Consider the following 13,047-nt stretch of genomic DNA (forward strand, 5'->3'; position numbering starts at 1 on the left):
TGTAATAAAGAGGGTTATGTCCTCAAGGAGCCGAGAACGGGGAGACAAGGTGGTCCGGCGGGTGCTGGAAGTGGTGGCGTCTCCCCACAGGGGAGGCCACTTCACCGGCCAGGCCAGAGTCGAGGCCAGAGTCGAGGCCAGAGTCGAGGCCAGAGTCGAGGCCAGAGTCGAGGCCAGAGTCGGAGGGCGAATGGCTCTCCCGGCCAGTCGGATACATCGTCAAAAGGCGCTTTGCCAAGCCTAGGTTGAGTGTTAGACCATGAGCGAGTACCAATATTACGAATTCGCTGCCATCGACCAGCCGCTCACCCGCACCGACATGGCGGCACTGCGTGCCGTTTCCACTCGCGCGGTAATCACGCCCTCGGGCTTCGCCAACCACTACGAGTGGGGCGACCTGAAAGCCGATCCGTCCGACTGGATGCGGCGCTATTTCGACGCCTTCGTCTACACCGCCAACTGGTGCAGCTGCCGGCTGGCCTTGCGCGTCCCGCTAAGCACTTTCCGCAAGGCCGAGCTGAAGCCCTTCGCCACCAAGTATGCCCTGACCATCGAGGCCAGCGACGAACACTGGATTTTCGACTGGGCGCTCAATGAGAGCGAAGACTACGACCGATTTTCCGAGGAGGACGGCAGCGGCTGGATGCGGCGCCTGGCGCCGTTACGTGACGAGCTACTGCGCGGTGACTTGCGGTCGCTCTACCTCGGTTGGCTGGCCGGCGCCGGCAGCGGCGAACTGCGGGAGGAAGCGCGGGAACCCGAGGTGCCGCCCGGCTTGTCGGAGCTGTCCCTGCCGCAGCAGGCGCTGGTCGAATTTCTGGAGATCGATCCCGACATTCTGGCTGCCGCCATGGCCGGCAGCGCTCGTGCTCCAACGACAGATGCCGATGATCGCGATCGTCTCGATGCGTGGCTGGGGGAATGGTCGCGCGAGGAGATGGTGGCGGTGCTGAAGCTGATCACGCAGGGACAGGGACAGGACGCGGAGCGCCGAGTCAGGATCCGGCACGCAACCTGGCTGAAAGCGCAACGCCCTGCCCGCGCCTCGGCCACGCCAAGACGCAACGTGGCCGAACTAAGCGAACTCGCCAAATTGGCCTCTGGCCCACGGCTGGAGCGCGAAGCGAAGGAGCGTGCGCAGCAGGAAGCCGAGCGCCGCCACCAGCGCGAAGCTCATTTGCGGCGATTGATGGCCGACGGGGACAAGCATTGGGAGGCAGTTGATGTACAGGCGAAGCGTGGTTCAGCGTCTGGCTACGATCAGGCGGTGCGGGCACTGGCCGAACTGGCGGAAGGTCACGCACTGACGTCCAGCCGTGAGGAATTTGAGCGTACCTTGCGACAGTTTGTGGTGCGCCATGCGACACGAGGCGCCCTACTGCGCCGCTTGACCGAAGCGGGGCTATGGTCGGGATGACCGCGGACACGGACGACGAACTCGCCCGACTGCGTGCCGAGAACGCTCGGTTGGTCGGTTTGCTGGAGGCCAGTGGTATTGCATGGCGCCTGCCCGAACCTGTGGCCACGCCGGTCAATGCCTCCCCGCTGTCCACGGATGAAAAAGTCGCGCTGTTCCGCCGATTGTTTCGGGGCCGCACCGATGTCTACCCCGTGCGCTGGGAAAACAAAGCCGGCAAGAGTGGCTACTCGCCCGTGTGCGCCAACGAGTGGCGCACAGGCGTTTGCGAGAAGCCTCGCATCAAGTGTGCAGACTGCGGCCACCGACTGCTTGTGCCCCTGACGGACCAGACGATCTTCGACCACCTCGCGGGCCGCCACACAGTTGGCGTGTATCCGCTACGGGCGGATGACAGCTGCTATTTCCTCGCTGTGGATTTCGACGACGCCGATTGGCGCGCCGATGCGCAGGCTTTTGCCCAGTCTTGCCGCGAACTGGGCGTCCCTGTTGCGCTGGAAATCTCGCGCTCGGGCAACGGCGCCCATGCGTGGGTTTTCTTCTCGTCGGCCGTCGCGGCGCGGGATGCGAGGCGGCTCGGCACCGCGATTATCAGCCACACCTGCGCCCGCACTCGGCAACTGAAGCTCACGTCCTATGACCGGCTGTTCCCGAATCAGGACACCATGCCCAAAGGTGGCTTCGGCAACCTGATCGCCCTGCCGCTACAGAAGGTTCCGCGCGAGAACGGCAGTAGCGTGTTCGTGGACGACGCACTACGGCCATATCCCGACCAGTGGGCCTTCCTGGCATCGGTGCAGCCCATGGCAACCCAAGATATCGAGCCGACTATTCTGCTTGCCACCGGCGGCACGCATCCATTGGATGTCACCTTTATCACGGAGGAGGATCAGCAAGAGCCGTGGAAACGCACGGCGCCGGCCAGGCAGCGGCTGCCGGGCCCGATGCCGGCGTCGCTGACGGTGACCTCGGCCAATCTCCTCTACTTCGACAAGGGGCAGCTGCCGCAAGCGCTGGCGAACCGCCTGATCCGCCTGGCGGCCTTCCAGAATCCCGAGTTCTACAAGGCGCAGGCGATGCGCCTGCCGGTATGGGATGAGCCGCGGGTAATCGGCTGCGCCGAAAATTTCCCGAACCACATCGCCCTGCCGCGGGGATGCCTCGATGCTGCCCGGGAGCTGCTGCGCGAGAACGGTATTCGCTGTGAGTTGCGGGACGAACGTTTTGGCGGCGAGCCACTGGATGTGAGCTTTGGCGGGACGCTGCGGCCGGACCAAGAGGAGGCCGTCGCCGCTATGCTCGGCCACGATATCGGTATCCTGTGCGCGCCGACCGCCTTCGGCAAAACCGTGACGGCCGCAGCACTGATCGCCCGGCGTGGTGTGAATACCCTCGTTCTGGTACATCGCACGGAATTGCTCAAGCAGTGGCAGGAGCGGCTACAGGTCTTTCTGGGGGTCGGAAAAGGAGTGATCGGCACCATCGGCGGCGGCAAAGCCAAGCCCACCGGCAAGATCGACATCGCGCTAATGCAGTCACTGTCTCGGCAGGGCGAGACCAATGAAATCGTCGAGAACTACGGTCAGATCATCGCCGACGAGTGCCATCACCTTTCGGCCTTCTCGTTCGAGGCCATCCTGAAACGTGCCCGGGCCAAGTATGCGCTTGGGCTCACTGCCACGCCGATCCGGCGCGACGGGCGGCAGCCGATCATCTTCATGCAGTGCGGGCCGACCCGACACACGGCTGCGAAGCCGGCTGGCGCACCGCAGACCCTTGAAGTGATTCCCCGCTACATAGCCGCTCGCATCGACCTGGCCGCCGATGCTGCCATCCAGAACGTGTTCAAGCATGTTGCCAGCGACGCTGGTCGCACTGTTGCCATAGCGGACGAAATCGCGGCTGCCTTCGAGCAGGGGCACAAGGTTCTGGCTCTGACCGAGCGCACCGAACACCTCGATGCCATCGGCGCGGCATTGGCAGGCCGCGTCCCCTCACTATTCACCCTGCACGGCCGCATGTCGAAAAAGCAGCGCGCTGCCCTGGTCTGCGACCTGAATGCCCTGCCCGCCGATGCGCCCAGGGTGCTGTTGTCCACCGGCAAGCTGGTCGGCGAAGGCTTCGACCACCCACCGCTCGACACGTTGGTGCTAGCCATGCCGATCTCGTGGAAGGGCACGCTGCAGCAGTACGCCGGCCGCCTGCATCGGGAGCATGCGAACAAGACCCACGTGCGCATCATCGACTTTGTCGATGCTGGCCACCCGGCCCTGCTGCGGATGTGGGGCAAGCGACAGCGGGGCTACCAGGCGATGGGCTACCGAATTCCCTCCGCCCCGGCCAGTTACAATCTGGACTTCAGGTTGGTCGCAGCGAACGAGCCGGATGTTGTCGTCACAGAATTGGGCGTGAAATGAAGACAATAAGCCAATCTTCAATATCCGTACGGGCTGCCGTCTGTTTTTCAAAGAATGGCGCCGGGAACATGCCGTGTCTCTGCGGGTCAATGAACAAACTGCCCTGAACGCTGCGTTCGACTCAAGTGGTCGCAGACCGTCCATTTGGAGCCCGCACTTTGCGGGTAGCCAGATGGGTAGCTGGCGACAGACAAAAGAAATTGTTGAGCCGTATATTATTGATGTTGCAGAACAAAGCTGCACGCACCCTATCTATACGACATTGTTTTGATGTAATGCCCGCCAAGGAGACCAACCGTGAATACAGAACCCGAGTTCGACAGCCTTGTTCCGGCTCAGTCTTTTGATCGCCGGAGCTTTATAGTGACCAGTCTAGGTGTGGGTTTTGCCCTGGCCACTCAGCCCGTAATGGCTCAGACGGCTATCAAGACTGACGAAGTCGGTATTCTGGCGGGCGAAATCAAGGTGCCGGTCAAGGATGGTGAAATGGTTGCTTACCGGGCGCTTCCGGCCGCTTTGGCCAAACCGGCCGTAGTGCTGGTGGTTTCAGAAATCTTTGGTGCCCACGAACATATCCGGGATATATGCCGCCGTCTGGCCAAACTCGGGTATTGCGCCATTGCCCCTGAGTTGTTTGCGCGCCAGGGCGATCCCCGGAAAATTGCCAGCATCCCGGAAATCCTTGAAAAAATCATCGCCAAAACGCCTGACGCGCAAGTGCTCAGTGATCTGGACGCTTGTGTCGCATGGGCTGCATCGAATGGGGCAGATACCAGTCGTCTGGCAGTTACTGGTTTTTGCTGGGGCGGGCGCATTACATGGCTGTACAGCGCCCACAACGCAGCAGTAAAGGCTGGCGTTGCCTGGTACGGCAAGCTGGTTGGTGCGTCCAATGCATTCACCCCCAGGCATCCGATCGAATTGGTCGGTGAGTTGAAAGCGCCTGTGCTTGGCCTTTACGGGGGGCTCGATACCGGCATCCCGATGGAAACGATAGAAGCAATGGAAAAGCTGCTTCAGCAAGGAAATGCCGTCGCCAAGTCCTCGGAAATCCACATCTATGACAACGCACCGCATGCGTTCAACGCGGATTACCGGCCGAGCTATCGCAAGGAAGAGGCCGAGGATGGCTGGCAGAGAATGCTGGCCTGGTTCCGCAAAAACGGCGTCTGATGCCCGATTCGAGCCTGCAAAGCCGTGCCTTCGTGCTAACCTTCGCGCCTCGACAAAATACTGTCCAATCATGACTAATACTGAAGCCACTACCGTAGCTACCCCCGACAAGCCAAACGATACCCGGGCACTTCTCAAGGACTTGCAGGCGCGGTTTGATGTTTTTCGCAACTTCAGTCCGTTGGCAATTGGCATCGACAAACAGGTCTTTGCATTGCTGCCGGAACTGAGCAAGAAATCCCTGCGCCTTGCCATGCGCAGCCATACCATTTCCACGCGTTACTTGAAGGAAATGGAAAAAGGCACGGTGCGGCTTAATCTCGACGGCACGCCTGCCGACGAAGTGACTGACGAGAATCGTCAGCATGCGGCGGAACAGTTGCGTGAGCGTTTCAAAAAGCAGGCAGAAGCTCGCAAGGCCGCTGAAGCGGAAGCCAAGGCAGAACAGCGTCGAATGGAAAAACTGAATCAGCTCACCGAGAAATTCGGTCGCAAATAGCATCAGTGGTCATGGCGCGTTGATGCGCTAATAATGAAAAAGGCCAATCAGATGATTGGCCTTTTTGCTGGAATTCTTTGGTTGCGGGGGCAGGACTTGAACCTGCGACCTTCGGGTTATGAGCCCGACGAGCTGCCAACTGCTCCACCCCGCGTCCGGTCAGGTATTTTTTGCAAATTACCTGTAAAGCGAAAAACTTGTTGAACTAGACGCTTGGCCGAAGCTAAGTGCTATTGAATTCTGGTGGGGCGCGACAGATTCGAACTGTCGACCTACGGATTAAGAGCCAGACTGGCTGGCTTACTCTGCCCGAAACCCCTTGCTAGTCCGCCATTATAACAGAGTTGATGGTTTTTCATACCTTCCCCGGTGCGAGTCCGGGATGGCCTCGTCCTTGACCCCGAAAACGGCGTGCAGGTGTTTCGCCGAGATGACCATCTGGCAGTCGTTTCGGGGTGTACTTGCCGGCAGACGACCGGCACGTTGCCGGTCTCCGACGCCGGTTTCCCGTTGGAAGCCAACCGCATTCGGCTCCGCTGCATCTTGTCTCTTCCTTGTGGCCGCCGACGGGGGCGACCGGCAGACGACAGGTGGGCGCAGTTTTGCGGCGTAACTTGTTGTTTCATTGGCGTTCTCCTGTAACTTCGTGCTTGACGTTCACGACCTTCGGCGAGTAGCATCTGACCCGCACATCCCGAAAGGTGGTCCCAACTGGTGCTGGCTCCGTCATGTCGGGGCGGTCGTTAGCCCTTAAACAATGCGAGACGCTCAGTGACTTCCTGCCTTCTGGGCAGGTTGCTCAAGACGCTTCTACCATTCACGTCAGCTCCGCCCGCTCCGCTTCGTACAACTGCACCAGTTCACCCGGAACGGATGGCCCCGAGCGGCCCTGCCATGCCCCGAGCGCATGTCAGACGTCAGGCCTCGGGTCATGCCGCGCGCCCATCGGGTGCGTGGAGATTTCTGACGTGAATGGAGCCTCTCCATGGATACCAACAACACCCCGGAACACATCGTTCCGCCGGACTACGTCGTCGACGCCAACGGCGTCTGGCGTGACCTGGGCGAAAAGCGCCCACCGCTTCGGCTGACGACCTCGGCCGCCTTCGTGACGGCCCTGCTGCGTGACGTCAACGCGACCGACTGGTCGGTCGAGATCGAGTTCACCAACCCGGACGGCGAAGCCTGCACCTTGCTCGTGCCTTACGCCCAGATACTGGGCCGCCGTGACCTCAGCCAGATGTGCACCGCCGTCGGCCTCTTCGTCCTGCCCCGTGGCGAGAGCGAGTTCGCCGAGTATCTGGCCCAGTGCGCCGGCAGTGCCGAACTGCCGCGCCACCGCCTGACCACGAAGCTCGGCCTCAACCTGCTGCCGGATGCTGCCTGCGCCGACCGTCTGTCGTTTGTGATGCCGACCGGGACGCTGCTGCCGAGTGCGGAGACCGTCCCGGCAACTGGCGAGCGTCTGGTTTTCCGGCCGCCGTTCGCCAACCCGGCGTTTTCCGCGTACGCCAGTGCCGGTACGTTCGAGGAGAGCCGCGAACTGCTGGAACGGGTTCGTGACGACAAGGTGGCGATCTTCGTGCTGTGCGCGTCGATCTCTGCCCCATTTCTCGAGGCGGCTGGGGTGGATTCGATCATTGTCCACCTGCATGGCCGCTCGTCGACCGGAAAAACCACCCGCCTGCAACTGGTGGCGATGCTCTGGGGAAAGCCCCTGGACCCGCAGACGGCCGGCAACGACGTGACACTGATCGAACGCTGGCACGGTACGGCCAACTCGATGGAGAATCTGGCGACCACGCATAACGGCATGGTCCTCTGCATGGATGAGCTGGGTGGCAACACCGACCAAGCCTTCTCGGTCTACAACCAGACCTCTGGCCGTGGCAAGAACCGCATGACTCGTGACGGCGGCATGCAAGCGCAGCGCAAGTGGTCCTTGCTCAGCGTGTCTACCGGCGAAGTGTCGCTGTCCGACCGTCTGGAAGCGGCTTCCGGCAAGCCGGCGAAGACGGGAGAAGTGATCCGGGGTCTGAGCATTCCGATGGACGACCTGCCGGCCTACGAGGGGATGAGCACTGAGGAAGCCAGCCAGCATGTGCAGGCCCTCAAGACCCGCCTGCTCCAGACCTACGGCACGATCGGGCCGGCTTTCGCGCAGTACGTTCTGGACAGCTTCGGCACGGCAAGCAAGCTGCGCGAAGAACTGCACGCCGCGATCGACGTGCGTCACGCTGAACTGGTCGAAACCGTCCGGGCAGCTGGTCACGAACTGGAGCCGCCGCACGTTCGGGCCTTGCGTCGCTTCGCCCTGATGCGCGTGATCGGGGAGTGGGCAGCCGACGATGTGTTGCCCTTCTCGGAACTCGACATCCAGTCGGCCATCGAGGCTGTCACGCTGGCCTGGCTGAACGCACTGCCGCCGCTGAACGACGAAGATCAGATCGTCGGCCAGGTCCGCGACTGGATCATCCGTCACATGGGTCAGATGATCCGCTACGTCGACGAGACCGGCCACGAAGACGAGCCGTACATCCCGAGCGTGACCAAGGGCATCCGCCACCGTCGCTGGATTCTGTTGACCGAGACGGACTTCGCCGAGGCCTGCGACGGGACGTCGACGATGGTGGCCGGGAAGCTGCTCAAGCGTCTCGGCATCCTCGACGGCGAGGGCGGAAAGCACAAGAAGCGGCACCAGCTGGCTGGTCTGGGGCTGCCGGAAACCTTCTTCTACTCGATCGTCACCGCCAAGCTGCTGCCGGCAACCGAACAGGCGGATGCGCAGGCTGCCGGGCCGCTGCAGACGACGGGCTTGAAGCCGGGGTGGCGTCGTCCTGCACCGCGCCAGGACGACCATGACGAACTGGGTCCGGTGCCGAGGCTCTGATCTAGGCCACAACTACGACGGGCGTGCGCAAGTTGCCGGAAAACCCGGCAACTTGTCGAACAGCCCGTTGTTCCTTTCTGGAGATGGCATGGTGATGGAGACATCGACGAACACAACTACGGGAGCGCTGCGGCTACGGTACCTCCGCCTGCGCGTGGTCGACATCCGCTGGATGTTGCGGTCGGCCCGGTTGCCGGGTCGGGCGGGTAGTGTGGCGGTTGCCCTCTGGGCTGCCGTGACTGCCAGCGGCCAGCCCACGGTCACGCTGACCCCGGCCCGCCTGCGTGAGGTCGGTGTCGGTCGGGAGAGCGCCTATGCCGCTGTCGAGCGTATGGTCGAAGCGGGAATGGTCGTGGCGGATCGCCATCGTGGGAGGGTGGTACAGGTTACGCTGCTGGACGTGACGGGGGCACCTGTGCAGGTGCGTCGCGTCGCGTAACGCTGGTCGATCCTCAGCATTCGGCCACAAGCGGCCAGTTGGTATGCGATATGATTGACCAATTCAACACTACAAAGGCTTTGCCGCTCATGTGTCGCACTCAATTGGATACCCCGAAGTTCTTGCTCGCTTCCGTTATGTTGGTGGCTAGTGTGACTGCGAATGCCGGGCTATTCGGATTAGGTAGCAGCACAATGAGTTGGAAAGAGGAAGTGTTATTGCATGACGGACAAGTCATTGTCGCGGAGAGGTTCTATAACCTAGGTGGCTATCCGACACTTGAAAGTACGGAACGTGCGGCACTGGATGAAACAGTGACATTCAACCTGCCCAGCACGGGCCAAAAAATTACCTGGAAAACCGACTTCAGAGACACCGAGCCCGAACTGAATAGCCTGAACCTGATCCTTTTTGACGTAGTGAAAGGTGTGCCTTACATCGCTACTTACCCGGCAGGCTGCATTGCCTACAACAAATGGAAGCGCCCCAACCCCCCGCAAATCTTGTTCAAGTACGAGAACGATCAATGGAAACGCATTGCCTTGTCCGAGTTTCCGGTTGAGCTAACCAAGGCCAACGTCATAGTGGGAAGACCAGCGACCAAATTACTGAAACCTTTCTATAGCGTTGCAGGGGTCAATAAAGAGAATTACTACGTCGTTCCCCAATATCGAACCATCCTTCAGGTGCGATTGAATCCGGAGCCATGCCCTCAATATCCAAGCGGCCCAAAAGCTCCATTACCAATTCCATCTGAAACGTCACGGCAGTAAATGTCATGGCAAATGCCTAACCGAGTAACCGTCTCCTTTGGGCACCCAGCGGCCAAGCGGTTCTGGCTGATGCCACAGCAAAAAAGCGGGATGGCCGTGAGGCCATCCCGGTCAAGTCGTCTTTCTCGTCAGCCACCTAGACTTCGCTGGTGATGGCCAGCTTCGCCTTGCGGAAGGCCTCACTGGCCGCGTTCGACGCCTCGCGCAGCACGTCGTTACGGAAGTGGGCGTACCGGGCCGACTGGCTCACCGTGCGGTGCCCGAGGGCGGCTGCGATCAGGTGCAGGCTGCAATTCGCGTTGGCCAGCTGGCTGGCGAATGTGTGCCGGAGGTCGTGGATGCGCACGTCAGTGATCGGCTCGCCCAGGATCTTCGCAGCGTGGGCCAGGATGCGGCGCCAAGGCTTGTCGATGTTGACGATGGCCTTTTCGGGGTCGGTCGCGTTCGGGAACAGCCACGGCGACTTGCCGCGACTCGGCAGGTGGACGATCAGCGCCAGCGCCTCGTCGTTGAGCAGCACCACGCGGCTGTGGCCGTTCTTGGTGTCGTGCAGCGTCAGCTGGGCGCGTTCCAGATCGACCGCATCCCAGCGGGCGAACTGCAGTTCGCTCTTGCGACAGCCGGTCAGCGCCAGCCCCTTGAGGACGGCGGCAGCCGTCTGGTTCGGTTCGGCCTCGGCGGCCTGGATGAAGGCGCTCTGTTCCCGCTCGCTGAGGGCGCGGGTGCGGCAGTTGTTCTCCTGCAGCTGGGCGATGCCGGTGACCGGGCTGGTGGTCACCACGTCCCAGTTCAGTGCGCAGCGGTAGATGGCCCCGAACAGGGCCAGATAGCGGTTGGAGCTGGCCGGCGTCAGCGGCTTGCTGCCGCCGCGCAGGCCGAGCAGGAAGGACTCGATGTCGCGCCTGGTGATGGCCGACAGCTTCAGGTGGCCGAGCGCCAGCTCGACGCGCTGGAAGCGGCCGACGTCATCCTTCCAGCTGCGCTTCGTCGCCATGGCGTTCTGTTTGTACTGCTGGTGGAAGAATTCGGCCAGGGTCGGCTCCGCCTTCAGGCGGTGGCGATCTGCCGACACGTCGATGCCACGATCGAGTGTCAATCAGCGTCCAATAGTTTCCAGTTGTCAGCGTCCAAATTTTCCCAGTTGCTCAGTCTGATTTGACTGATTTTTTCCGCTGTTTGAAGCGGTAGGAATCGTTGCCGGTTTCGAGGATTTCGCAGTGATGCGTGATGCGGTCGAGCAAGGCCGTGGTCATTTTTGGATCGCCGAACACGGTCACCCATTCACCGAATGACAGGTTGGTTGTGATGATCAGCGAGGTCTTCTCATAGAGCTGGCTGATCAGATGAAACAGCAGCGCCCCACCCGACACCGGGAACGGCAAATAGCCAAGCTCATCGAGAATGACCGCATCAAACAGCACCAACTGTTTGGCCAAGGTGCCGCTCTTTCCCAGTAGTTTTTCCCGCTCGAGTTGGTTTACCAGATCCACCGCATTGAAGAAACGCACCCGTTTTCGCTGATGGATGGCTGCAACACCGAGCGCAGTTGCCAGGTGGGTCTTCCCGTCCCTGTGCCACCGACCAGAATCAGGTTGTGGGCGCTCTCCATGAAGGTGGCAGTTGCCAGTTGCTCAATCTGCGCCTGCGGCAGTGGCGTCTCTGTCCAGTCGATGCCCGTGAGATCGCGATGAATCGGGAAGCGTGCTGCTTTCATCTGGTAGCGCAGGCTGCGTACTTGCCGATCCGCCTGTTCAGCGTCAATCAAGCGATCCAGCCAGGCTTCCGGCTGCATCGGCCGGCGTGTGCCTTCTGCCAGCAACTCGGACCACGCGGCTGCCATGCCGTAGAGGTGCAGGGATTTCAGTTGGGCCAGTCGGTCAATGGACATACTGGCCTCCGCGCAGACGGTCATAACGACTGCAATCAGCCTGCGGTTCGACCTGCAAACGCAGTTGTTCCGGCAAACTGATCGCCTTGGGCTGCGGTGGCGCGGTCAGCCGCCTCAGTTCATTCATGACGACGGCCGCGGTAATCACGCCGCCATCCAGTGTCAATTCGCACGCCACTTGCAGGGCTTCCAGCCCGACTTCGCGAGCAGCCAGTAGCAGTTCTACAAAGGCCCGATCACCTTTCGGCTGCTTCAGCACACGATCTCGCACCAACTGAATCGGCACCGGCAAATCCCAGCCGATAAATGGGGCACCATTACGCAGCGACCCCGGCTTCTTCTCAAGTACCGGCAGGTAATGCCAGGGGTCGCAGATCAGTTGATCACGCCCGAATCGCCGTTCATGGTCGGCAATGACTTTGCTCTCCGCAACGATCCGTACCTTGTCGGCGTATAAACGCACCGAGACTACCTTGCCAGCAAAGTCGGCCGGCACGCTGTAGCGATTTCGCTCAACGCGGACCAGGCAGGTGCTGGAAACGCGCATCATCTGTTCGACGTAGCCATCGAAGGTGCTGGTGATAGCCCGCAGGCTGGGGCCTTCCTGAAGAAAGCAGTCAGCAATGGTGCGGGTCGTTTCGACCGGATGCTTGCGTTCCGCCAATTCCCGGCAGCGGGTGGCCAGCCAGTCGTTCAGCGCTGCAAAGCTCTCGAAGCGGGCTTTCGGCGTGAATAGCCATTCACGCACGTTGCCGACCTGGTTCTCGATTTGTCCTTTCTCCCAGCCGGAGGCTGGCGTGCAGGCCACCGGTTCGAACAGGTAGTGGTTGGCCAGCGCCATGAAGCGGCGATTGAAGTGCCTATCCTTGCCGACCAGAATGGTGTCGACCACCGTCTTCAGATTGTCGTAAATCAGGCGATTGGGCACGCCACCGAAGAAGGCAAAGGCGCGGTTGTGGGCATCAAGGACCATTTCCTGTGTTTCGCAGGGATAGGCGGCAACAAACATCTGTCGGCTGTAGGCGAGCCGGAAGTGCGCGACCTTGATGGTCAGCGCAGCGCCGCCGATCTCGACGTGTTCCTGGCTCCAGTCAAACTGGCAGGCGTCACCGGGGGCAAAGACCAGCGGGACGAAGGCTTCCTTGATCGTCGGCCTCGTTTGTGCCGACTTCCACTGCTTTACGAAGCGCTGAACGCTGTCGTAGGCGCCGCGATACCCCTCGGTCTGCAAGCCTTCAAAGAGTCGCTGGGCGGTGCGCCGTTGCCCCTTCGGAAGGTGGCGCTCGGTGACCAGCCAGCTTTCCAGTACCGATTGGAATGCACCCAGTTTCGGGGCTGCTTGTTGCTGACGAACGACCGGTTCGACCTCGGTAGCCAGGTGCTTACGCACCGTCGGACGGGATAGTTTCAGGTCACGCGCAATCGAGCTGATGCTCTCGCCGCTGACCCAATGACGACGCCGGATTTCGGCTATGACTTCCATGTTTAACACCCCAGATTCCCCGGCTAAAACGCCGGCAGGTTACACAACCCAGGGTGGCAACTTTTGGA

The 13,047-nt window shown here is 61.0% G+C and carries 9 protein-coding genes, 1 tRNA gene and 1 pseudogene; 7 read left to right on the plus strand and 4 right to left on the minus strand.

Features of this window, described 5'->3' with window-relative positions; genetic code table 11:
- Window positions 1-259 precede the first annotated feature (259 nt).
- From IPJ12_10605 to IPJ12_10620, 4 genes are all read left to right on the plus strand, one after another.
- Window positions 260-1,417 (plus strand): hypothetical protein, encoded by a 1,158-nt coding sequence (locus IPJ12_10605; protein MBK7647598.1) that lies wholly within the window; start codon window positions 260-262, stop codon window positions 1,415-1,417.
- Window positions 1,414-3,834, plus strand: a complete 2,421-nt coding sequence (locus tag IPJ12_10610; protein MBK7647599.1) for a DEAD/DEAH box helicase family protein — start codon at window positions 1,414-1,416, stop codon at window positions 3,832-3,834. The genes IPJ12_10605 and IPJ12_10610 overlap by 4 nt, the downstream gene beginning before the upstream one ends.
- A gap of 297 nt (window positions 3,835-4,131) precedes the next feature.
- Window positions 4,132-5,007 (plus strand): dienelactone hydrolase family protein, encoded by an 876-nt coding sequence (locus tag IPJ12_10615; GenBank protein MBK7647600.1) that lies wholly within the window; start codon window positions 4,132-4,134, stop codon window positions 5,005-5,007.
- A 70-nt stretch (window positions 5,008-5,077) separates the two neighbouring features.
- The gene (locus IPJ12_10620; GenBank protein ID MBK7647601.1) at window positions 5,078-5,506 is read left to right on the plus strand and encodes an osmoprotectant transporter activator; all 429 of its coding nucleotides are present in this window, start codon (window positions 5,078-5,080) and stop codon (window positions 5,504-5,506) included.
- A gap of 78 nt (window positions 5,507-5,584) precedes the next feature.
- Here the strand turns inward: IPJ12_10620 and IPJ12_10625 are convergent.
- Window positions 5,585-5,660, minus strand: a tRNA-Met gene (locus IPJ12_10625).
- 831 nt (window positions 5,661-6,491) lie between these two features.
- Here IPJ12_10625 and IPJ12_10630 point away from each other — a divergent pair.
- The 3 genes from IPJ12_10630 to IPJ12_10640 are packed head-to-tail and all read left to right on the plus strand — an operon-like array spanning window position 6,492 to window position 9,608.
- Window positions 6,492-8,396: a DUF927 domain-containing protein gene (locus IPJ12_10630; protein MBK7647602.1), complete on the plus strand. Its 1,905-nt coding sequence runs from the start codon at window positions 6,492-6,494 to the stop codon at window positions 8,394-8,396.
- Entirely contained in the window at window positions 8,365-8,835 is a 471-nt protein-coding gene (locus tag IPJ12_10635; protein MBK7647603.1) for a hypothetical protein, read from the plus strand. Before IPJ12_10630 ends, IPJ12_10635 begins: the two co-directional genes overlap by 32 nt.
- 50 nt (window positions 8,836-8,885) lie before the next feature.
- Complete coding sequence (locus IPJ12_10640) at window positions 8,886-9,608, plus strand: hypothetical protein (GenBank protein MBK7647604.1); 723 nt, start codon at window positions 8,886-8,888, stop codon at window positions 9,606-9,608.
- Window positions 9,609-9,744: 136 nt separating this feature from the next.
- Here IPJ12_10640 and IPJ12_10645 read toward each other — a convergent pair whose 3' ends face one another.
- From IPJ12_10645 to IPJ12_10655, 3 genes and pseudogenes are all read right to left on the minus strand, one after another.
- On the minus strand, window positions 9,745-10,704 hold the full coding sequence (locus IPJ12_10645) for a site-specific integrase (protein MBK7647605.1): 960 nt from the start codon (window positions 10,702-10,704) through the stop codon (window positions 9,745-9,747).
- 49 nt (window positions 10,705-10,753) lie between these two features.
- Window positions 10,754-11,496 (minus strand): annotated as a pseudogene (locus IPJ12_10650) (ATP-binding protein).
- Window positions 11,486-12,988 (minus strand): IS21 family transposase, encoded by a 1,503-nt coding sequence (locus tag IPJ12_10655; protein MBK7647606.1) that lies wholly within the window; start codon window positions 12,986-12,988, stop codon window positions 11,486-11,488. Before IPJ12_10655 ends, IPJ12_10650 begins: the two are co-directional and overlap by 11 nt.
- Window positions 12,989-13,047: the final 59 nt, after the last annotated feature.

The organism is Betaproteobacteria bacterium (assembly GCA_016709965.1).
Taxonomy (GTDB): domain Bacteria; phylum Pseudomonadota; class Gammaproteobacteria; order Burkholderiales; family Rhodocyclaceae; genus Azonexus; species Azonexus amarohabitans.

What these genes read in the sequence shown, in the direction of transcription:
- IPJ12_10605 (MBK7647598.1), top strand. Translation starts at nt 260, where the DNA reads ATGAGCGAGTACCAATATTACGAATTCGCTGCCATCGACCAGCCGCTC.
- IPJ12_10610 (MBK7647599.1), top strand. Translation starts at nt 1,414, where the DNA reads ATGACCGCGGACACGGACGACGAACTCGCCCGACTGCGTGCCGAGAAC.
- IPJ12_10620 (MBK7647601.1), top strand. Translation starts at nt 5,078, where the DNA reads ATGACTAATACTGAAGCCACTACCGTAGCTACCCCCGACAAGCCAAAC.
- IPJ12_10635 (MBK7647603.1), top strand. Translation starts at nt 8,365, where the DNA reads ATGACGAACTGGGTCCGGTGCCGAGGCTCTGATCTAGGCCACAACTAC.
- IPJ12_10640 (MBK7647604.1), top strand. Translation starts at nt 8,886, where the DNA reads ATGATTGACCAATTCAACACTACAAAGGCTTTGCCGCTCATGTGTCGC.
- IPJ12_10630 (MBK7647602.1), top strand. Translation starts at nt 6,492, where the DNA reads ATGGATACCAACAACACCCCGGAACACATCGTTCCGCCGGACTACGTC.